Origin of the sequence: Lysinibacillus sp. SGAir0095 (assembly GCF_005491425.1) — a bacterium.
Classification (GTDB): domain Bacteria; phylum Bacillota; class Bacilli; order Bacillales_A; family Planococcaceae; genus Ureibacillus.
On the sequence record NZ_CP028083.1, the window covers coordinates 2,134,211 to 2,155,576 of the forward strand.

Sequence of the window (21,366 nt, forward strand, 5' to 3'; positions counted from 1 at the left end):
ATTTTCCATTAATTCCATCAACCATAATTGAAATTTCGAAAAACTTTCAAATTTCATTAGGATTTTTACCTAGTGACAACGGCAGTTGCGTGTTTTTTATTTTCATATATCAAATTCCCCCTCATCACCATCTAGTCATAAGCCTCATATTCTATGGTTAAACGAATAGAGGGGATAGACTTATGAGTGTTGATTTGTCGGCGTTGCATTGGATTTATGTCGCGTTTATTGTGTTGATTATAGGGTTTATGGTCAAACGTCGTGATACGTCTTTAATATGTATTATCGGAATTTTTGTCATCGCCATTGTGGCAACCGGGGATTTTACTGCTTCAATCAGTGGTGTATTTGACAGCTTTATCTACGCCATAAAGGAACTATTATCTACCATTCTCATTATCTCCATCATTGTTGCGATGAGTCGTGTATTAATGAAAACGGGGATCAATGAAGTCATGATATCTCCTTTTACAAAGATCATTAAAAACCCTACCCTTGCCTATTGGACAATTGGGATTTTAATGATGATTATCTCTTGGTTCTTCTGGCCATCTCCCGCGGTAGCTCTTCTTGGTGCAGTGCTTCTTCCTGTTGCGATTCGAGCAGGGCTTCCAGCTCTTGGAGTCGCTATGGCCATGAACTTGTTTGGTCATGGTATTGCACTATCCTCAGACTTTATCATTCAAGGTGCTCCAAAGTTAACGGCTGATGCTGCAGGGATTCCTGTATCTGATGTTATTTCAGCTAGTATTCCACTAGTCATTGTAATGGGTGCTGTAACTACAATCGTAGCCTTTTTCATGTTGAGAAGAGATATGAAACGTGGAAATCTGGAAATGGTCGGTACCTTTGATAAAGAGAAAAAAGATGAGGTCGTGAATACGAGTTTATTAACACTTGGGCAACGTAAATTTTTTGCCGTGCTTATACCTGTTGCCTTTGTGCTTGATGTAGTGGGGATGTCAGTCTTTAATCTCTCAGGTGGGGATGCGACAGCTCTAATAGGTGGTACGACTGTTTTTATCCTTATCCTTCTTGCTATTTTTGCTCATAAAAATGATGGCTTGGAGAAAACAACAAGTTATCTAATTGAAGGTTTCCAATTTGGCTTTAAAGTATTCGGTCCAGTTATACCGATTGCCGCCTTCTTCTATTTAGGTGATTCTGGATTTATAGCTGTGCTCGGAGAATATTTACCGAATGGCTCGCAAGGAATTGTCAATGATCTTGGTATGGCTCTTGCTGCCGTGGTCCCTTTGACAGGTGAAATCGCTGCAATGACGTTAACAACAGTCGGTGCGATTACAGGGTTGGATGGATCTGGTTTTTCAGGAATTACTTTAGCTGGATCTATTGCCAACCTTTTTGGAACCGCCATTGGTGAGGGAACAGCAACTCTTACTGCACTTGGTCAAATTGCTGCAATTTGGGTAGGAGGAGGAACACTTGTTCCTTGGGCACTAATTCCAGCAGCAGCGATTTGTAATGTAAGTCCTTTCGAATTAGCACGGAAGAATTTGATCCCCGTTGTAATTGGTCTAGTCGTAACAACAATAGTCGCAATGTTTTTACTGTAATCAAAAAAGTGGGTTATCCTTTTTATCGGATAGCCCACTTTTCATTTTAAAATTGCTTGGGGATTGTAATTTTGAAAAATAAACTTCCCTTCCGATAGTTCCACTAGGTAGATAATGCACTCTTACGTTTCATCGTGAGTAAAATTAACAAACCTACTCCAATGATTGCTGCCAGTAAAAACATTCCTGACGTTAATGTAAACATCCCTAAAATTGTTGGTCCTACAAAGCCTCCTAGTGCCGCGAAGGAATTTACCAACGCAATTCCCACTGGTGCAGTTGACTCTGTAAAGAAGAAGGTTAAATAGGCAAAGAAACAGCCAGCAAACCCGTATAGTCCAAAAGAAGCGATTGATAGCACAATTACCATAGGTGCAACAGATGAAACACTTGCACATCCAATAAACCCGATTAAGGCAATAACTAAACAGATTAATAAGTGCTTTTTATGACTACCTGTCCGGTCAGCATTCCAACCGACAAATAATGCAGCTGGAATGGCAATAATATTAGGAATCATTGCTAACCAACCAATTTCTAAATTGGTTGTATTCGCCTCTGATAATGATTTTATGATTGTAGGTACCCAAAAAGAGAGTCCGTAAATTCCGGTGTAACCAGCAAAGTAAAACGCAGAAAGCTTCCAAACAGTTAAATCTTTTAGCATCGCTAACTTAGTTGGTTTATTAATCTTGCTACTTGCAGTTCTTTCAGTCTCCAATTCTTTTTCTAGCCATTCTTTCTCGTCCTGCGTTAACCATTTTGCATCTTTAGGACGATTCGTTAAGTAAAACAATACAATAATGCCAAGAATTAATGCAGGAATCCCCTCTAAAATGAACATCCAACGCCACCCCGCCATATTCCCCCATGAGATGGTATCAATAATCCACGTTGATAGAGGTGCTCCGATTAATCCTCCTATTGGCAAAGCTAGTATTAAAATTGCTGTAGCTTTTGAGCGTTCTCGTTCTAAAAACCAATAGGTTAGATAGAGAATAATTCCAGGGAAAAAGCCAGCCTCAGCCACACCCAATAAAAATCTTAGAATATATAAATGCGTTGCGTTCTCAACAAATCCTGTTAAAACAACAACGATGCCCCATGTCAGCATAATTCGTGCAATCCAAATTCTTGCGCCTACTTTATGCATAATCATATTGCTTGGTACTTCAAAGAAAAAGTAACCAATAAAGAAAATTCCTGAAAGTAAACCGAATACTTCAGCAGTTAAGGCTAGCTCTGCATTCATCTCAAGGGCTGCATAACCCATGTTGACACGATCTAGATAGGCTACTATATATAAGATTAATATAAATGGTAATATTCTTATATTTCTTTTCCTTGTAGCCGATTTTATGATAGCCTCATTTGTCAATGAATTCCCTCCATTTTAATGGTATTCCAATATTTTCACTTAACTCATCAAGAGACATCTCGACCAATATTTCATCAACGACTATCCCTTCATCTTCAAAAGAAAAAACGGCATAGTCCGTAACGAGCAAATCAATTGTACGAATACCGCTAATTGGATAGGTTAGTTCTTTTACGATTTTAGAAGCACCATCTTTTGTGAAGAGTGTTGCTGCACCAATTACTTTTTTAGCACCTGCAACTAAATCCATCGCCCCGCCGACACCTAAGATTGGTTGATTCGGCACCGCCCAATTGGCGATTTGACCACGGGGATCTACTTGTAAAATTCCTAATACTGCCACATCTACGTGTCCGCCTCGTATCATGGCAAATGAGTCAGCACTACTGAAAAAGGATGCTCCCTTTGTAGTTGTGACAGGCTCTTTACTAGCATTAATTAAATCGATATCAAGTTGATGGGAAGTTGGAGGCGGGCCAATTCCCAGAAGCCCATTCTCAGCCTGCAGGTAGACTTCTTTTTCCTCGATAAATTCATTTACCAAGGTAGGAATTCCAACACCTAAGTTCACTACTTGTCCGTCTTCTAATTCTTGTGCAATTCGACGGGCAATTTTATAACGAACATCAGATTTTGACATATTGGTCTCCCTCCTTTTTGTAGCCTGTTTGGATAATATAGTCCACATAAACATGCGGAGTCACAATATTCTCTGGATCTAATTCCCCTACCTCAACAATCTCATCCACCTCAGCGATGACTATTTCTGCTGCAGTTGCCATCATTGGGTTAAAATTGCGAGCAGTGGTATGATAAGTCAAATTACCAAGAGAATCACTTGTTTTTGCCCGAATTATGGCGACATCACCTTTAATAGCTTTTTCAAAAATGTAGCGTTCACCATCAATTACACGTTCTTCTTTTCCTTTTGCGAGCTCTGTACCTACAGCAGTTTTCGTATAAAACCCACCAATACCAGCACCACCCGAACGAATCGCTTCCGCTAATGTCCCTTGTGGCAACAAATCGATTTCTAATTCTCCTCTGGACCATGCAACTACTGCTTCTCTATTAATCGTAAAAAAGGAGCCAATTGCTTTTTCAATTTGCCCTCTTATAAATAATTGGTGTAGCCCCATCCCATAATCGCCCAAATTATTACTTACAACATGCAGGTTCTTTACATTCGATTCAGCAATCATATCAATGATTGTTAATGGCGTACCCGATATACCAAAACCACCTGTTAATATCCTTTGTCCATCTTTAAACAATGGAATCAAGTCCCTTGGATTCTTGACCATTTTTTGTTTCATCACTTCACCACTTTCATTGATACTTTACATGCCCCCAGCGACTTTTATATGTTCCATCGTAATTGCAGAAGCTTCTTCTGATGCCAAGAAAAAGACTGTGTCTGCCACTTCTGTATCTTCAATAAAACGATTCATTGCTTGCTTTGGATAAACAATACGGGATAATGCCTCTTGTTCAGATAGTCCTTCAATTTCGTATAAATCATCAAGCTGCTTTACTAATAAAGGAGTTTTTACTGGCCCGGGCAAAACGGAGTTAACAGTTATTCCATATGGAGCCGCTTCAATCGCTGAAACACTAGTAACACCAATAACTCCATGCTTCGCCGCGACATAGGCAACCTTTTCGGGAGTTGCCATTTCACCGTGGACTGATGAGATATTTATTATTCGACCAAAGCGTTTAGATTTCATTTCAGGAAACACATGCTTTGTCATCAAGAAAACACCGGTTAACATCACATCTATGAGTAATTGCCACTTTTCTAAAGGGAAATCTTCAATCTTTGCACGGTATTGTAATCCGGCATTATTTACTAAAACATCGATTCTTTGGTGTTCATCCAGAATAGCAGTGATTGTTTGCTGTACAGATGCCTCTTTTGTTACATCACAGACATAACCCTTTACATTTTCACCAAGACCGGCAACAGTACTGTCTAGCTTTTCTTGACTTAAATCCAGTAAACATACAATATCGCCATGTTGGACAAATTTATTTGTAATAGCTAAACCTAGTCCACCAACCCCACCAGTAACAATTACAACTCTTTTTTTCTGCAGAACAATTCACCCCGCTTAATAATGTGTACTGATTAAATGTTTTAATAGTTCGGTATCTCGTTGAAGAACATACGCATCGAACCCTTTACCTGGATATTCAAAAAACCCTTTTCCAGTTTTCACGCCAAGAGATTGTTCCTCAACTAAATTCTTTATGGTGGAATATTCTCTTTGCCCTGATTCAATTTCTTTTTGCAAATTTTGCAATACAACGGACCATACATCCAATCCTCCAAAATCGATGATCTTTAATAATCCACTGGCAGAGAAACGGAAACCCGGCCCATCATATAGAGTCTTTTCTAAATCTTCTTTAGAAACAATTCCATCTTCCAATAATGATAGTGCTTCTCGTGCTAAAGCTACCTGTATTCTGTTGGCAGCTAAACCTGGCACTTCCCGTTTGATAATAATAGGTGTTTTATTTATGGATTCAAAGAAGGTTTTTACCTCATCCACGATATGAGGAGCAGTTTCATCTAATGCTAATAGTTCAATTAGTGGAACAATTTGAGCTGGATTAAAGAAGTGTGTCAAAAGTAAACTGCTTCGATGGTTATCTACATGAATTGCGATGTCTGTTAGTTTTAGACTAGAGGTGTTAGATGCCAGAATTGCGTCCGGCTTTGCAATGGCATCTAGTTTTTTAAATATTTCTTGTTTTAAAATTAAGTTTTCAGTTGCACTTTCTATGATAAAATCAGCGTTGCTCAAATCTTTTAAATTGGTTGAAAATGAAAGGTATGCACTAGCATCAGATTCGCTCATTTGGAGTGGGTATTGGTGTTCTTTAAACATCTGATAATAAGCTTTAAATTTTTCTTTTGCAGTCTCAATCACATCATCCGAGACATCAATTACATGAGTGGATATTCCGTGAATAGCAAAGTAAAATGAAATTCCAAATCCCATAGTACCAGCCCCGATGACACCTATTTTCTTCATAACATGTAACCTCCTAATTGATTAATAGAACATGATTGCTACAATTAAGCCTGGAATCGCAGCGATTAATGGAGCTATTACACAAGTTGCAAAAATATGCTTATAGGCATCTTTATGAGTTAACCCCGCAACGACCAAGGTAGTAATAACTGCCCCGTTATGCGGCAATGCATCTAATCCACCAGAAGCAATCGATACAATTCTGTGGAATGCTTCTTTATTGACTCCAAGTTTTAAGTAAAGGTCTGTTAGTGTCTCCATAGCAATTGCTAATCCCCCTGAACTGGATCCGGTAATACCTGCCAACAAATTTGTGGCGATAAATAAAGAAATTAAAGGGTTGCCGGGAATATTTGTTACAAAATCCTGGAACACAACAAAGCCGGAAGTGGCAGCAATAACAGCACCATAGCCAACGTCTGCTGAAGTATTAATGATTGGTAATACTGCATTTGTTGCACCGATATTAATCGTATCTTTTTTCTTGTCAACATATTTCCAAAAAATAATAGCGCTTACGAATAAAGTAATCATCAGAGTATAAAGTACTTCTAGCTTTACAAGGTTTAGAAGGACCAACAGTAAAATTGGAGGCACTAGACTTAGTATTAGGCTTGGTAATTTCTTGTCGGCGTATTTGTCGTCTATTGGTTCCTTTTCTTTTTCTAGATTTTTCATGTTGGCGAAAGTTTCACCGCGTATTTCAGAGCGTTTTAAAGCGAAGCGGATGTACCAAATGTTTAAGATGATTACTGCAACTGCACTCACTAACCCAATCCATGCACCAGAAGTTACTGTTGTTCCCAAATAGGTTGTAGGAATGATGTTCTGTACAGCAGGAGTTCCTGGTAACATCGTCATCGTAAAAGTAGCCATACCTGGCATAAATGCCGCAATGAATAAATGCCAAGGAATATCCATCTCTTTAAAAATTGGTTTTGCAATTGGTAGAATAGCAAAGATGACAACAAATAAGCTTACTCCACCATAGGTTAATAGTGCACAAACGAACATGATTGTGACCAATACTCTCAATTTGCTTTTTCTACCGGACAGCCTTAATAGATAGTCGGCAATTGTGCGTGCAGCCCCAGACTCTTCCATAAACTTACCGAACATCGCAGCAAATAAGAAAATTAAAAAATAGTTCTTCACATAATTTGTAAAGCCGCTCATATAGGCTGTTTGAAAGGTCTCCAAAATCGGCATATTATTCAGGACAATAACAAACAAACTGACAACTGGCGCAATAATGACAATTGTAAAGCCACGCATAGCTAAAACCACAAGCAAGATTAAAGATAGTGCAATAATAAATAAACTCCACATAAATTTTCACCTCTTTTTATCTTTAATATTTTTTTTAAATAGATTCTTGTCATTTCTACTCCCTTTAAATTGAAATCGTCAGTGAAAGCGCTTTAGAAAAAAATCGGAAGTAAAGTTAACAAAGGTGTGGTTAATGAGTCTCGCAAATATTAAATCATTCTATTAGAGAGGAAGTGGTGATATTCATAGATTCAGTAGTTTTATTTAGGAGGCATTACGAAAAAAAGAATGCATATCGCATCCTTTTTTCATGAATTTATTTAGTTTTCTAAACCATCGACATAACGGCCGTATTTTGGTATTGCAATTTGGTCAAAATCATTTACTAATTTAGTTAAGTTGTCAGTCAACTCACTACCTTTCATCGGTAAACCATGGCCTGTGATGGCGACAGTCGGTTTTAAATCTTTCAGTATCTTTACGGAGTGCCAGGATAGCTTCCAATCAGATGTAAAATAACGCGGCGGACCACTAATTTCCTTTTCCTGTACCAGAACTTTAAAGAGGGATTCCTGTTTAACCGTTACAAAAGCATCACCAGCAATCAATGCACTATCTGTTTCCCTAAAGAAGGAAACATGTCCAGGAGAATGCCCAGGTGTATGCACCCATTTCCAATCCTTTAGCACCGGGATTGAACCATCACTAGGCAAAGGTTTTACATGGTGTCCTAAATTGATTGGCTCGTTCGGAAAATAAGGAGAAATCCTTGCAATAAGTCCACCTTCCACGCTTGAGTCAGCTTCAGGATAGCTCTTTTGCCCTGTTAAATATGGAATTTCTAATTCATGGGCATAAACGGGGACATTCCAATGCTCGACTAACTCGATTATTGCCCCTACATGATCAAAATGCCCATGGGTTAACACAATGCCGTTTGGACGTGCATTTGATCCGAAGCGCTTTTCAGCTTCTTTAATAATCGTATTAACGGATTTGGGCATCCCTGCATCAACTAAAGTCCACCCTGTCGGATTGTTCGGTTCGCCAATCATACACAAATTGACAACCTGAACAGTAAATGAATAAATATCAGGCATAATCTCTTGACCTTTTCCACTAGAAACTGATGACATAGGAATATATTTATAATCCTCACCATAATTCATTTGTTCAGACAAATTTTTGCCTCCTTCCAATAGTATTTTTTCTATAAAAATAATCCCTATTCATTCCAAAATGATAAAAACCCACAATATTTGGGGATAAGTAGTTTTAGGAGACTTTGATAAACCAGAAAAAGTTTGATGAGATCCATCGACTATTGGAAAAAATTAAATTCATACAGTGGTTTGCCCACAAAAAAACCATGTGTTTCAAACACATGGCTCACTTGTTAAATATGGAACTCAATTGTATCTTCTACATAGTGCCAATCAAATGGAGTTTCTTGGTATACATAATAGTTTAACCAATTGTAGAAAAGAAGATATGAATGGGCACGCCAACTATTTTTAGGCGTATTCTTTGGATCATTATTCGGGAAGTAATTCACAGGAATGTCTACCGTGTCCCCTTTTTCTACATCACGTGCATATTCATCCGCCAATGTTGTCGCATCGTATTCTAAATGGCCAGTAATCATAATATGCTTTGTGTCTTTTGATTGTACGATGAAGGGACCCGCTTCTTCTGAATAGCTAAGTAACAGTAAATCTGGATGATTTTGTACTTCCTCTAGCGAAACAGAAGTATGACGAGAATGCGGTGCAACATATTCATCGCTAAATCCACGCACTAAGTCAACTGTTAGGTCAGTAATGACATGGGAATAAACACCCGAGCATTTTTTAGGAAGCTCGAACTTCCCGATATTGAAATGTTTATATAGGGCAGCCTGCGCTCCCCAACAAATATACATACAGGAAGTAACATTAAGTTGAGCCCAGTCCATGATTTGGGATATTTCTTCCCAATAACTAACCTCTTCAAATTCCATTCGTTCCACTGGTGCTCCTGTAATTATCATCCCATCAAAACGCCGGTGCTTTATTTCATGAAAAGTTTTGTAAAAAGTATCTAGATGTGATCTTGATACATTTCTTGAAGCATACGTAGCTGTGTTTAGAAATGTCACGTTTGTTTGTAATGGTGTGTTCCCTAAAAGGCGTAATAACTGTAGCTCCGTTTTTTCTTTTTCAGGCATCAAGTTACACACTAAGATGTTTAATGGTCGGATTTGTTGTGTACTTGCACGGTCTTCTTCCATGACGAAAATTTTCTCTTTACGCAATATTTCTCCTGCAGGCAAATTCTTTGGTATATTGATAGGCATTCTTGTTCCCCCATTTCTTAACATGCCGAATTCATCTAAATCAGACAAATAAAAAACCTCTCATTCCAGCGTGAGAATGAGAGGGTATTAGTTATACGCGCACTCTTATCTCCCAAGACATAAGTCTTGCTGGAATTAGCACCTTTCTAACGATGTTAGAGGTTGCTGAAGCTTCATTGGGCCATATCCCTCTGCTTCTCTTGATAAGATAGATGAAATTATTTAAATATTAACATAGAGAATAAATATTTGCAATATTCCATATTTCTATTTTATAAATTAATATTACATTTTTGAAATCAAAAGAATTTTCCTATTGTCGTGTCAATTTATCTCGCCATGTTGATTTGTCAGTTTCTTGGATGAGTTGCTCTAAAGTTTCATCCCATTTGCTCGTTAAAGTATTCCATACGCGAGTAGAAAATAAATCTTTTACTTCATCATAAAGCAAAAATTCGATACATGGCACATCATTGACTTGGACATTTTCTACAGAATCGATAGATGTGATAAAAAGTTTTGCTTGTTCTTCCTCAGGTTCTTCAATTTCTTCTTTTTGAGACTGCAGCTCCTTGATCACAAGGTGATCCTCAAAGCTTAACTCAGTATCTTGTACTTGATAACGGAAAATTTTCTCTGGAAAATCTTCAAATTCGAGAACTTCTTCTATATCGCCCTTTAAAAAACTTCTATGAGTCGGGCTATAAAGAAGCTCGGTTGAAGTTCCATCCTGCTCCTCTTCAAAAACTCCATTCTCAAACTGTTTCTGCCCTTTTTCCGTTAATAGGAAGTAGTCATCTACTTTTGCAATTAGGTTGGTCTTTTGCATTTTTGATAACAAATCCTCTACAAAAAGTTGTTCTACCAGGAGAATTTCACTAATTTGTTCAGCACTTTCAAATTTTGTATCTTTCAGTGAAAGAAAAAGCATTTTCATTAGAATATCCATTTTTGTTCGAATGACTGGTTTATAGGTGACATTTAAGGTATGCACCGGAACACACCAAGTATCAGATTGAAGTATTGAAACTTCCGTTTTTTGTGTAAGTTCTAACTCAAGCGATTTCTGTAAGGAATGTAGTTCCATTTTTCCTCCTTAAATTTACGAAATGTAACTCTCGATTGTATTTCGATAACCGTCTTGGGACTTCACAGTATTTAATAGTGTTTTATACATTTTGCGAGTTTCTTCTTTTTTCGGACGATTCACAAACATTTCTGTACTTCCAATTAATACAAGTAATTCTCTTGCTCGCGATAAAGCAACATTTAAACGACGATAATCTTTGGCAAATCCGATATCACCATATTTATTATCATTATTACGAACCATACTCACCAAAATCACATCCATCTCCATCCCCTGGAATTTATCGACAGAACCAGTTCGGATGTGTAAATGAGGGAGGTTTAGTTCCTGTTCAATAAGTCGATCAATTCGTTTTACCTGGGCAGCATAGAAACTAATAACCCCAATTGATTTTAAATCATCTTCAGGAATTAACCCTTCCGCTTTTGCATTGGCCGTAGCTTCATTTAAATCAATTAGCATGTTTCGGATAACATTGATCTCCGATTCATTTAGTAAACTTGCGCCTTCTTTTAATAGTTCCTCGAAGAATTCTTGCTTGTTCGGGATATCCACCCATAATAGATGTTCTTTTCGCTTAATGAATGGACTATCCAATTTATGATCACGTATAGCATCTGAATCTGGAAGACCACATTGTAAGGAATCATTTCCATATTCATAGAAAGGTGAAATAGTTTTCATAATGTTCTCATGCATACGGTATTGAATTGCAAGCATTTTCTTATTGGATGCTGGCAGGTTTTTATATAAACGTTCAAAAAGAGATTCTTCAAGAAGCTTTTCTAATTCACGTTTTTCTTCAAAGGTATTACTTTCTTTGATAACGGTTTCCAATGTTTCTTCAAATGTATCATCACCGATTAGTGGCGGTAGCTGATGGTGGTCACCAACTAGAACAACCTTTTTCCCTTTGAGCATTGGCAACAGTAGTTCTGGAGGCGTTGCTTTAGATACTTCATCAATAATAACCACATCAAAAATCGGATAATTCTCCATAAACTCTTTATTGGCAGAAGCAACACATGTTGTCCCAATTACATTTGCATGTTTTACATAAAGTTTTCGAATTTCGTCCAAGTCATGTTCTGTTGCTTGTTCAAGTAGAGCCTTCCATTGAAGCTGCATATTTTTAGCAACTGGAAGCATTTCGATCTTCTTATGTAATTTTTCGATATCTTGCTCTACTTGTTCCATTCTGGTCTTTGTTTTTTCAAGTTCTAGTTCAGGATTTTGCTTCGTAATTTGCTCTAATTGCTCCCCTTCTTTTTCAAGCTGAATTCCTTTAGAGTTAAGCTCTTTTAATTGGGCAATAGTCTCTTTCAAAACGGATTCACCAGTAGTGATTTGCTCCTGTAGGCTTTCAAGCTCAAGCTGTTTTTTCGATTCTTGGTTTTTTAGTCCATCGATTTTTTCTTTATTTTGCTCGAGCTCCATTATTTCTTTTTCCAATACATCACGAACAGTTTGAATTTCTGCGATTGAAGGAATAGACTCAATTTCCTGTATTGTGAATTCAAAGGTTTGGAGTTGTGCTTTATATTGAGCTTGTCTGGCAATTAGATTTTCTTCATTTGTTTTTAACGAAAGCATAGCACTTTGATCAATTCCACCTTGCTGCAGCATTTGATCAACCATATCTTCTTTGATTTTATTAAAAACTAATAGCGATTCATCAATCAAAGCGCGATAACGATGGGCTAATTCATTTAAGACGAGTCTTCTTATATAAAGACCTTGAATGGAACGAACCCCATTGTCTTTATTAATCTTCTTTTGCGCAAAGGCACGGCTTAGCTTCGTTAAAAATTCATCAATTTCTTGTAGAGAATAATGATGATTTACCGGTAAATCCGGTGCTTGTACTTGGATTCCAAGAGCAGATCTACTATACTCAATTGCTTTATCTAACCGAGTTGAAATTTCATTAATTGATTTGAAGCCTATCAATTGTTCATGAATTTTTTCCATGTCAGAAAATAGTCGATTTAGGACGTACCCTCTACGTATTTGATTATTTTCTATGAACGATTCGACTTCATGCACCTTTTTTAAGGCTTGTACTTCTTGTATAGTTGCATCCATCATGCTACTGCGCTCTTCAAAGCTTTTTCTTTGGCCTTTGACCCCATCTAACTGTAACTCAATTGTTTCAAGCTCGGATTTCACTTGAATATATTCAAGCATTCTTTGACTTTTTTCAATATTGTTTTTTGCTTTTTGAACCTCTTCATCGATAGTAGTGGCAGTACCAATCGCTTCTAAGCTATTCCTTAATTCATTTAAACGAGCTGAAATTTTATCGCGCGATTCAATAAGCTTTTGGAGTGTTTCTTCTGTTTTTTCACGTTCTTTTTTAAGGGGAATGATTTGTTTTTTTATTCCAGAAATATCTTCTGAAATGGCCGCTAATTTTTCCTTAGCAGCTTCCTTGTTTTTTATTTCCTTAAGTAATCTAATTTCTTTATCGTTTAGGGTTGCTATTTCAGTTTGGCAGTTCGTAATTTCTTCTTTTAACTGCTGTTCCTTTAAGTTATGCCCCTCTATTTCTTTTGTAATGGCTTCATAGGTTTGCTTTTTCCAATACTCGGCAACATTTTCTTCAATAAATTTTTTACCCTCTTCTTCGATACTCTCGGTACGTCCATAACGAAGAATTCGAATATCCTTATTGGATAATAATCGACTTAATGCATTATCCACCGCTAAGTTTGACTGTGAAGCGATTAAAGTTTTTAGACCTGCTTTAGCATTTTGGTAGCAAATTTCAGAAATTACTGTTGTTTTACCTGTACCTGGTGGCCCTTGAATAACATATAAATCCTCTGCTGAAATGGCTCCAGCAACAGCAGCCCTTTGATATTCATTTAAATTATTATGGAATTCAATCTCTACTTCATTTTTCCGCTCACTAATTTTCGGTGTATCTTCAAATAGAATATTTTCCAAGTTTGGGTTTGCTGACAAGCCTTCCTTTAGTCGCTCGAAGCCTTTTAACAGTCGGTTTAACTGCGATTTTGTTGAGGCATTACTAAAAGTAATAGATTCAGACGAAAAATCAAAAGCATTGGAACGTGCAAGCTTCGCTACTTTTGGATTTAGTTCAATTTGAACGGTCCTCTCCTGCTTATTGGTTTTCACAACTTCCCCAATTTCTCGAGGAAATCCTTTCACATAAGCACTTAGACCCTTTAGCTGCTTCCATTCCTTATCAGCAACTCCGTTACAACGAAGAGTGACCTTTGAATAGTCGGAGCTATATTGAATGGAATTAAAGGTTGCGTCAATATCATCGATCGAAGCATTTTTATATTGGACCTTTAAGTAACCTTCCCAGCTGGATATACGTTTATTGACAAAGTCAAATCGTTCTTGCGCAATCGGTAGTTCCGCTAAGGTAGAGATAAATTCTTTCGGGTATGTATGGCCGTTTATCCGAGACGGTACAAAGCGAATACGCATTCTTTGCCGACGATTTGTTGCAACAGGTGTATTTTTACCTCGAGTTCGGAAGCTTTTTGCAACCAAACCATTTTTCATATCGAATGCACAATCCATAATCACTACGCGTTCGTCAAATTTCTTTTTCAATTTTTCATTTCGCTGATTATCAAAGAAAATTGTTAATGATAAAGAAGTTTCTTCGACAGATTGCTTTTCAATATAAACATCAAAGGGATTTTGTAGCTTGAAGAAGGAGTGTTCATCCTGAAAGTGTTGTTTTATGGCCTCTCGAGCCGTATTCGTTAAAACAATAAAGCATTTAACAGTCTCAATCGTTTCCATCTTTTGCACCATGACTACACCCCTCCTGTTCGTTTCAAATTTTTCTCATAAACTTTATTATATCAAGATTTTTTCCTTCTTGGTAGCTTGACAAAAATAGTTTGAAAGTTGTTAATACTGTATAGGTTATTTGTCTTTTGCGGAATAAGAACTCTATTACAGCTTGATTTTCGGACACTTCGTTTATGATTATCAACTTATATTTTAAAGTCGACCTTTTCAATTCATATATTGATCGAAATAAATGAAAACAGACTAGCGAAATGGCTAGTCTGCAATAAAATTTACTTCTTATTAAGTGCAATCTCTAAATATTTTGCATCCCAAACCGGGTCGACTTTACTTAGTGGATATGGTCGGAAGCTATCTTTCTTAACTAAGGTATGTAAAGAAGTCGCAGTTGCTGCAATCGAACCATCTTCATGTAAAATTTCGTAGCCGTAAACTGTTTTGAGCCTTGAATGGGATTCTACCCAAGTTTTCACAGTAGCAACTTGTCCATAACGCATGGCTTTTTTATATTGAATGGATAAATCTAACACTGGAGAAATATACCCCTGTTCCTCTAGCCCAGCATAATTAAAACCAGCATCACTCACCAATTGAGTACGACCGATTTCCATCCAAACCAAATAATTTGCGTGGTATACCACACCCATCTGATCTGTCTCGGCATAACGTATTTCTATTTGTTTTTCACTTACAAACATTTTAATCACCTCGTACTCATTATAGCTCAACAAACATTGATTTGTAGGAATATTGTTTGGCTCAATATTTGTTGATGGCTTTCTTCGATAAGCTTTTTATGATTTTAAAATATTTTGTTGTTTTAAACTTAATCGATTGTAATAAAATTCTTTAATTTAATATTTTAATTTTCAGATAACTCATTGACAGTTTTATATATAATATTTACTATTGCATTACCAATCTAATAAAATTCTAGCCTATTTAATGCATTCTTTTTTAGGGGTAATCAAAGCATATTGGTAAAAGAGTTTTACTATTTTTGACAAAACGAGAGGAATGGTTCAAGCGATGAATAGCCTATCAAAAGTAAAAGATCACACTGAAATTGATAAAGATATCCCAGTAAATTTTAATGACCTTCAAGCTGTGGCTAAAGAAAAGATACCACATGAAAATTTTGAATATATTCGTGGTGGAGCAAGCCAAGAGCAAACTATGAGAAATAACCGAATAGCCTTTGAAAACTATTCATTTATCCCTCAACTTTTAAATGATACAACTGCTATTGATACGAATATAACTTTATTCGATAAAACCTACACTAAACCATTTATATTTTCGCCAGTAGGGATGAATAAACTAGAACATCCAGATGGAGAATTAGCCGTTGTTAGAGCAGCTTCAAAACTAGGAATACCCTATTCATTAAGTACTGTTTCAAGTTATTCACTAGAAGAAGTAGCGGATGCCGCCCCTTTACATACAAAGTTTTTCCAATTGTACTGGTCAGCGGATGAAGAAATCTCATTTAGTATGATCTCTAGAGCAGAAGCTGCAGGATATCGTGCAATAATCCTAACGATTGACACGACAATCTCAGGATGGCGTACTGGGGATAAGAAAATTAATTTTTCACCTATTTCTAATGGTTATGCAAAGGGAAATTACGTAAACGATCCAATCTTCCAGATGCATCTATCGAGTGGTAGGTATGAGAATTATATCGATGGCATTTTTAAAAATATCAATACTCCTCATTTAACATGGTTACATATAGAGAAAATCAAAAACCATACGAAACTCCCGGTCTTATTAAAAGGAATTTTACATCCAAAAGATGCATTTAAAGCCCTAGAATGTGGAGTTGATGGAATTATCGTATCGAATCACGGGGGACGTCAGTTGGATGGTGTTATTGGCAGTCTGGATGCGTTGCCCGAAATTGTAAAAGTCATTAATGGAAAAATACCTGTTTTATTTGATAGTGGCGTCTATAGCGGGGTTGACGCATTTAAAGCACTAGCTTTAGGGGCAGATTTGGTTTGTATCGGTCGTCCATATGTATATGGGCTTGCCATTGCAGGTGAGCATGGAGTAGAGCAAGTGATGACAAATTTGTATGATGAATTTGTTACTACAATGATGTTAGCTGGGGTAAGTTCATTAGATGAACTGAAAAAAGTAGAATTAGTAAAAAGAAATAGTCATGTATAATTAATTTTTTCAAACTGACTAGGGGCTGTATGAGTAGCTTGCTTTATGGCAGCCCTTATTTAAAAGTAAATTGATGTTTTCTAATTACTAGGTAATTAATACCTGGTAATATGTAGCTGTGCTCGTCCCACTAACTACATTTTTATTTTGTATTTATACCCTATCAATTAATCTTTAGCTTTCTCCTCTATAAATTTCTCTATCTTATACGCTATAAATACAAGTGCTGCTGCTCCAACCCCCACCATTACACCATCCGTAAATAACCCAATAAGTCCTCCGACCAAAACAAACGTGGTAATCTGTAATTTCATCATTTTTTCTCTCACTCCCTGTCTATCTTGCTTGTATGTAGCAAAAAAACCTTTCTCCATTTTAAATCGGTCTAATTTTAACATATTATTCCAATATTAAGTTTACATCAAGCAGCTAAACTATACAAATTCTTCAGTTTTCATGTCCTAAAAATATTTAGGCAATTTGGATATAGTTTGTCCTACTCATCCTTATTTTAGGGTAAATTAATGGAATCAAAAAATAATCACTATTTTCCTAAAAAATCTCAATCATCATGGCTTTCATTTCATTGATAAAGTAAAGACCTTATCTATTACAAGTTTCTTCACTGTTGCGCCATTAAATGATCCAAAAAAGCACTTCCCTCAATATTAGGGAAGCGCCATTTTGAAACTATCTAGATAACATGATATTTGAAAAGTGGAGAAATTAATAACCCATCTGAATATTTTTTTGTAAAATACATCCTGTAACAAACTGTAACCATGCATAAACACCGGTTTTCACGGTTTCTCCAACAGCTGAATCTTTGCTGGGATCTAGACAAACAAAATCAATATGCTTCACACTACGATGCTTTCCAATTTCTAGTAAACTATCGAACATTTCAATCGCTGTCATTCCACCCGGAGTTGATGCCGGTACACCCGGCGCAACTGATATATCAAGTACGTCCATATCAACTGTTACGTAAATACGATCAACTTTGGCTGATAATTGTTCGAGTGCTCCTTTGATTGTATTTGTAAGCCCATCTTTTCGCGCTTGCTTTAATGTCACCATTTGAATATTGTGTTCATTTGCGTAGTCAATCAGCGGCTTTGCGTTAAAGAAACCGTGTAAACCAATATTGATGACATTCTCTCCATCAACCATCTTCCCATCTATTAATTGTCTAATTGGAGTGCCATTTGCCGGTCCTAATTCTTTCGGATCTCTCACGTCAAGATGTGTATCTAGTTGCAGGATTCCAATTGTTTCTTTTAAAAAAGCTCCTTTAATCCCCCGAACCGCACATGCCGTAGTCGAATGGTCACCCCCAATCATACACGTTGTTGAATTTGGATAGTGTTCCGCTAAATATTTAGTGGTATCTTGAATCCTTTGATGAGATAAAAGAATATCTGTTGTATGCATTACCACATCCCCAGCATCTGCTACTTTATAATGAGTTAAATCTACATTTTCGTCCAAATTATAAGTCGCAAAACCTTTCCATGTTCGTCGAAACTCTGACGGGTATAAGGAAGCCCCTGACACACTAATGGAGGATCTCGAAATAGGTGCTCCAAAAAGAATCATATCCGGTGTAGACTGCATGTTTTTTAGTTGTTGAATCCAATGATGAACATAAGATGGATGAATTTCCTTTGAATGATTCCAGGACCACTCTGGTACTTGAAGCCAATGCTCACTCATATTACACCACCTTTACACCTTTTTTCCAGACAGCTTTCACATGGTTTACACCAAATAAATATTGCAGTTCCTGATAACTTTTTGTTTTCCATAGTACGATATCCGCTTGTTTCCCAACCTCGAGCGATCCCACTTGTTCCTGTCGGTTGATCGCACAAGCAGCATTATAGGTTGCTGCTGTTAAGCTTTCAGCTGGAGTAAGACGCATAGAAATACAAGCCAAATTCATAACAAGTGGCATTGAAGTTGTTGGTGAAGACCCCGGATTACAATCGGTAGAAATCGCCACTGCAACTCCCTCATCTATCATTTTCCTACCTACAGCTGCTTCTTCTCGTAAATACAAGGCTGTAGCAGGGAGTAGACAAGCGATTGTTCCCGACTTTGCCATTGCTTTTATACCCGCTTCGGATGCTTTTAATAAATGCTCAGCTGATATAGCCCCTACTTTTGCTGCTAGTTCTGCTCCCCCGTATGGTTCGATTTCGTCTGCATGGATTTTCGGGATTAACCCTAAACGTTTTCCTGCTTCTAAAATTCGCTCTGATTGTTCAGGTGTATAAACGCCTTTTTCACAAAACACATCATTAAATTCCGCCAATTTTTCCTCAGCTACTACCGGAAGCATGTCATGAATTAAGTAATCCACAAAATCCTCTTCACGCCCCTTATATTCAGGTGGTACGGCATGAGCGCCCATAAAAGTTGGAACGATATCTATCATATGTTGTTCTTGCAGCCTTTTCATTACTTTTAATTGCTTTAGCTCTGTTTCGAGATTCATACCGTAACCGCTTTTTCCTTCAACAGTTGTCACACCATGTGCTAGAAATGAGTCCAGACGTCGTGTTGCTTGCTCAATCAGCTCATCTTTTGTTGCTTCTCTTGTCATTCGGGTTGTCGCATGAATTCCTCCACCAGCATTCATAATATCCATATAAGTCGCCCCTTGAAGGCGCATTTCAAATTCTCGTTCACGGCTTCCCCCATAGACCACGTGTGTATGTGGATCCACTAATCCTGGAGTGACTAAATGGTTCATGGCATCAACAATTTCTGCTTCATGCGACCTATCTAAATAGTGTTTTTCAAGTTCTTTCGTAGTCCCTACAGCTTGTATAAGCCCATTTTCAATCCACAAGCTGCCGTCTTCGATTAAACCTAGATCAGACATCGCCTCTTTCGTACGTGGTCCCTTTTTATCAGAAGCAAGTGTCGCCAATTGAGCTGAATGCTTAATCCAGATAGGTCTTGGCATTACTGATCAGCCCCTTTTTCAAGCATCGGCATCTTGATTCCTTTTTCACGCGCAGTTTTCTTTGCAAGTTCATATCCAGCATCAGCATGACGCACGACACCCATACCAGGGTCTGTTGTCAATACTCGCTCAATGCGTGCGGCTGCTTCTTTCGTACCATCTGCGACAATAACTACTCCAGCGTGTAATGAGTAGCCCATTCCCACTCCTCCACCGTGATGTACGGAGACCCAAGTAGCGCCGCCAACTGCATTTAGCATCGCATTTAAAATCGGCCAATCTGCAACAACATCCGATCCGTCTTTCATAGCTTCAGTTTCACGATTTGGAGAGGCCACAGAGCCAGAATCTAAGTGGTCACGACCGATAACAATCGGTGCTTTTAGCTCGCCATTTGCAACCATGTCATTGATGATTTTTCCGAAACGGACACGTTCTCCATACCCTAACCAACAAATTCGCGAAGGAAGGCCTTGGAACTGTATTTTATCTTGCGCCATACGAATCCAATTACATAAATGTTTGTTCTCACTAAATTCACGTAAAATTGCTTGGTCTGTTTTATAAATATCTTCAGGATCTCCCGACAGTGCTACCCAACGGAAAGGCCCTTTTCCTTCACAAAATTGGGGACGTATATAGGCTGGAACAAATCCTGGGAAGTCGAAAGCATTTTCCACGCCTTCATCTTTGGCAACTTGACGAATATTGTTGCCGTAGTCGAAGGTGATTGCTCCCTTTTCCATCATTTCAAGCATTGCTTTTACATGTTTTGCCATCGACGCCTTCGAAAGTTTGACATATTCTTTAGGGTTCGAGCTTCGTAATGCTGCTGCTGCTTCAAGTGACATCCCTGTAGGAATATAACCGTTTAGAGGATCATGAGCGGAAGTTTGGTCTGTTAATGCATCAGGGATAAAGTTTCTAGCAATCATCTCAGGAAGAATATCCGATGCGTTACCTAATAAACCAATCGATAATGCTTTCCCTTCTTTCTTCGCTTCATGGGCCAACTGAATCGCTTCATCCAACTCATATGCTTTCACATCTGTGTAGCGAGTTTCAATTCGGCGGTCAATTCTAGTTTCATCAACTTCAATTGCGATACATACACCACCATTCATTGTTACAGCAAGAGGCTGTGCACCACCCATACCACCTAACCCTGCTGTAACCGTAATTGTCCCCCTAAGAGTATTGTTAAAATGCTGCTTCGCTAACTCCGCAAATGTTTCATATGTTCCTTGGACGATTCCTTGTGAGCCAATGTATATCCAGCTTCCAGCAGTCATCTGTCCATACATTATCAATCCTTTTTTATCGAGTTCATGGAATGTTTCCCAATTTGCATATGCCGGTACAATGTTGGAATTCGCAAGAAGAACACGCGGAGCATCCATATGCGTTTTAAAAATTGCCACAGGTTTACCAGACTGTATAAGTAATGTTTCATCAATTTCAAGTTCTTTAAGTGATTTAACAATCGCATCAAACGACTCCCAATTACGCGCTGCTTTTCCAATTCCACCATACACAACTAAATCTTCTGGTCTTTCTGCCACATCTGAATCTAAATTATTCATCAGCATACGTAGGACTGCCTCTTGTTGCCAGCCTTTTGTATTTAGTTTTGTGCCTGTCAAACGTGTAATTCTGTTGTTCGTTGTCGCTTTCATCTATTTTCCCTCCTAGTTGTGATACTTAAATCCTATAAAGATATCGCTAA

General features: G+C 37.7%; 17 protein-coding genes and 1 riboswitch. Of the genes, 2 read left to right on the forward strand and 15 right to left on the reverse strand.

Annotation, left to right across the window (positions count from 1 at the left end):
- Positions 1–182: 182 nt before the first annotated feature.
- Positions 183–1,577 carry a hypothetical protein gene (locus C1N55_RS10485; RefSeq protein ID WP_137728773.1) on the forward strand — a complete coding sequence of 465 codons (1,395 nt, stop codon included), beginning with the start codon at positions 183–185 and terminating at the stop codon, positions 1,575–1,577.
- 103 nt (positions 1,578–1,680) lie between these two features.
- Here the strand turns inward: C1N55_RS10485 and C1N55_RS10490 are convergent, their stop codons facing one another.
- The 11 genes from C1N55_RS10490 to C1N55_RS10540 all read right to left on the reverse strand — a co-directional run bounded on the left by C1N55_RS10490 (position 1,681) and on the right by C1N55_RS10540 (position 15,189).
- On the reverse strand, positions 1,681–2,955 hold the full coding sequence (locus tag C1N55_RS10490) for an MFS transporter (RefSeq protein ID WP_240758265.1): 1,275 nt from the start codon (positions 2,953–2,955) through the stop codon (positions 1,681–1,683).
- Positions 2,945–3,595, reverse strand: coding sequence for a 3-oxoacid CoA-transferase subunit B (locus tag C1N55_RS10495; protein ID WP_137728774.1), 651 nt, complete (start codon positions 3,593–3,595; stop codon positions 2,945–2,947). The genes C1N55_RS10490 and C1N55_RS10495 overlap by 11 nt, the downstream gene beginning before the upstream one ends.
- Positions 3,582–4,271, reverse strand: a complete 690-nt coding sequence (locus C1N55_RS10500; RefSeq protein ID WP_137728775.1) for a CoA transferase subunit A — start codon at positions 4,269–4,271, stop codon at positions 3,582–3,584. The genes C1N55_RS10495 and C1N55_RS10500 overlap by 14 nt, the downstream gene beginning before the upstream one ends.
- Positions 4,272–4,295: 24 nt before the next feature.
- Positions 4,296–5,060, reverse strand: coding sequence for a 3-hydroxybutyrate dehydrogenase (locus C1N55_RS10505; RefSeq protein ID WP_370452618.1), 765 nt, complete (start codon positions 5,058–5,060; stop codon positions 4,296–4,298).
- A 9-nt stretch (positions 5,061–5,069) separates the two neighbouring features.
- The gene (locus C1N55_RS10510; protein ID WP_137728777.1) at positions 5,070–5,999 is read right to left on the reverse strand and encodes a 3-hydroxyacyl-CoA dehydrogenase family protein; all 930 of its coding nucleotides are present in this window, start codon (positions 5,997–5,999) and stop codon (positions 5,070–5,072) included.
- A 21-nt stretch (positions 6,000–6,020) separates the two neighbouring features.
- A complete protein-coding gene (locus C1N55_RS10515) occupies positions 6,021–7,328 on the reverse strand; it encodes a GntP family permease (RefSeq protein WP_137728778.1) in 1,308 nt (435 codons plus the stop codon).
- 260 nt (positions 7,329–7,588) lie between these two features.
- Positions 7,589–8,449 (reverse strand): MBL fold metallo-hydrolase, encoded by an 861-nt coding sequence (locus C1N55_RS10520; RefSeq protein WP_137728779.1) that lies wholly within the window; start codon positions 8,447–8,449, stop codon positions 7,589–7,591.
- Positions 8,450–8,664: 215 nt separating this feature from the next.
- Positions 8,665–9,603, reverse strand: coding sequence for a homoserine O-acetyltransferase MetA (gene metA, locus C1N55_RS10525; RefSeq protein WP_137730618.1), 939 nt, complete (start codon positions 9,601–9,603; stop codon positions 8,665–8,667).
- Between the two features lie 102 nt (positions 9,604–9,705).
- Positions 9,706–9,813, reverse strand: a riboswitch (SAM riboswitch).
- A 103-nt stretch (positions 9,814–9,916) separates the two neighbouring features.
- A complete protein-coding gene (locus C1N55_RS10530; RefSeq protein ID WP_137728780.1) occupies positions 9,917–10,690 on the reverse strand; it encodes a hypothetical protein in 774 nt (257 codons plus the stop codon).
- A 15-nt stretch (positions 10,691–10,705) separates the two neighbouring features.
- Positions 10,706–14,491 (reverse strand): DEAD/DEAH box helicase, encoded by a 3,786-nt coding sequence (locus tag C1N55_RS10535; RefSeq protein WP_137728781.1) that lies wholly within the window; start codon positions 14,489–14,491, stop codon positions 10,706–10,708.
- A 272-nt stretch (positions 14,492–14,763) separates the two neighbouring features.
- Positions 14,764–15,189 carry an acyl-CoA thioesterase gene (locus C1N55_RS10540; RefSeq protein WP_137728782.1) on the reverse strand — a complete coding sequence of 142 codons (426 nt, stop codon included), beginning with the start codon at positions 15,187–15,189 and terminating at the stop codon, positions 14,764–14,766.
- A gap of 319 nt (positions 15,190–15,508) precedes the next feature.
- Between C1N55_RS10540 and C1N55_RS10545 the strand changes: the two genes are divergently transcribed.
- A complete protein-coding gene (locus C1N55_RS10545; RefSeq protein WP_240758267.1) occupies positions 15,509–16,666 on the forward strand; it encodes an alpha-hydroxy acid oxidase in 1,158 nt (385 codons plus the stop codon).
- Positions 16,667–16,833: 167 nt separating this feature from the next.
- Here the strand turns inward: C1N55_RS10545 and C1N55_RS20540 are convergent, their stop codons facing one another.
- From C1N55_RS20540 to hutU, 4 genes are all read right to left on the reverse strand, one after another.
- On the reverse strand, positions 16,834–16,983 hold the full coding sequence (locus tag C1N55_RS20540; protein ID WP_168193842.1) for a hypothetical protein: 150 nt from the start codon (positions 16,981–16,983) through the stop codon (positions 16,834–16,836).
- 409 nt (positions 16,984–17,392) lie between these two features.
- Entirely contained in the window at positions 17,393–18,382 is a 990-nt protein-coding gene (locus C1N55_RS10555) for an agmatinase family protein (protein ID WP_137728784.1), read from the reverse strand.
- A gap of 1 nt (position 18,383) precedes the next feature.
- Positions 18,384–19,640: an imidazolonepropionase gene (gene hutI / locus C1N55_RS10560; RefSeq protein WP_137728785.1), complete on the reverse strand. Its 1,257-nt coding sequence runs from the start codon at positions 19,638–19,640 to the stop codon at positions 18,384–18,386.
- Complete coding sequence (gene hutU / locus C1N55_RS10565) at positions 19,640–21,316, reverse strand: urocanate hydratase (protein ID WP_137728786.1); 1,677 nt, start codon at positions 21,314–21,316, stop codon at positions 19,640–19,642. Before hutU ends, hutI begins: the two co-directional genes overlap by 1 nt.
- Positions 21,317–21,366 lie beyond the last annotated feature (50 nt).

Bases quoted from the DNA above. Each gene is read 5' to 3' on its own strand.
- C1N55_RS10485 (WP_137728773.1), top strand. From the start codon at position 183: ATGAGTGTTGATTTGTCGGCGTTGCATTGGATTTATGTCGCGTTTATT.
- C1N55_RS10495 (WP_137728774.1), bottom strand. From the start codon at position 3,595: ATGTCAAAATCTGATGTTCGTTATAAAATTGCCCGTCGAATTGCACAA.
- C1N55_RS10500 (WP_137728775.1), bottom strand. From the start codon at position 4,271: ATGAAACAAAAAATGGTCAAGAATCCAAGGGACTTGATTCCATTGTTT.
- C1N55_RS10510 (WP_137728777.1), bottom strand. From the start codon at position 5,999: ATGAAGAAAATAGGTGTCATCGGGGCTGGTACTATGGGATTTGGAATT.
- C1N55_RS10515 (WP_137728778.1), bottom strand. From the start codon at position 7,328: ATGTGGAGTTTATTTATTATTGCACTATCTTTAATCTTGCTTGTGGTT.
- metA (WP_137730618.1), bottom strand. From the start codon at position 9,603: ATGCCTATCAATATACCAAAGAATTTGCCTGCAGGAGAAATATTGCGT.
- C1N55_RS10530 (WP_137728780.1), bottom strand. From the start codon at position 10,690: ATGGAACTACATTCCTTACAGAAATCGCTTGAGTTAGAACTTACACAA.
- C1N55_RS10535 (WP_137728781.1), bottom strand. From the start codon at position 14,491: ATGGTGCAAAAGATGGAAACGATTGAGACTGTTAAATGCTTTATTGTT.
- C1N55_RS10540 (WP_137728782.1), bottom strand. From the start codon at position 15,189: ATGTTTGTAAGTGAAAAACAAATAGAAATACGTTATGCCGAGACAGAT.
- C1N55_RS10545 (WP_240758267.1), top strand. From the start codon at position 15,509: ATGGTTCAAGCGATGAATAGCCTATCAAAAGTAAAAGATCACACTGAA.
- C1N55_RS20540 (WP_168193842.1), bottom strand. From the start codon at position 16,983: ATGATGAAATTACAGATTACCACGTTTGTTTTGGTCGGAGGACTTATT.
- C1N55_RS10555 (WP_137728784.1), bottom strand. From the start codon at position 18,382: ATGAGTGAGCATTGGCTTCAAGTACCAGAGTGGTCCTGGAATCATTCA.
- hutI (WP_137728785.1), bottom strand. From the start codon at position 19,640: ATGCCAAGACCTATCTGGATTAAGCATTCAGCTCAATTGGCGACACTT.
- hutU (WP_137728786.1), bottom strand. From the start codon at position 21,316: ATGAAAGCGACAACGAACAACAGAATTACACGTTTGACAGGCACAAAA.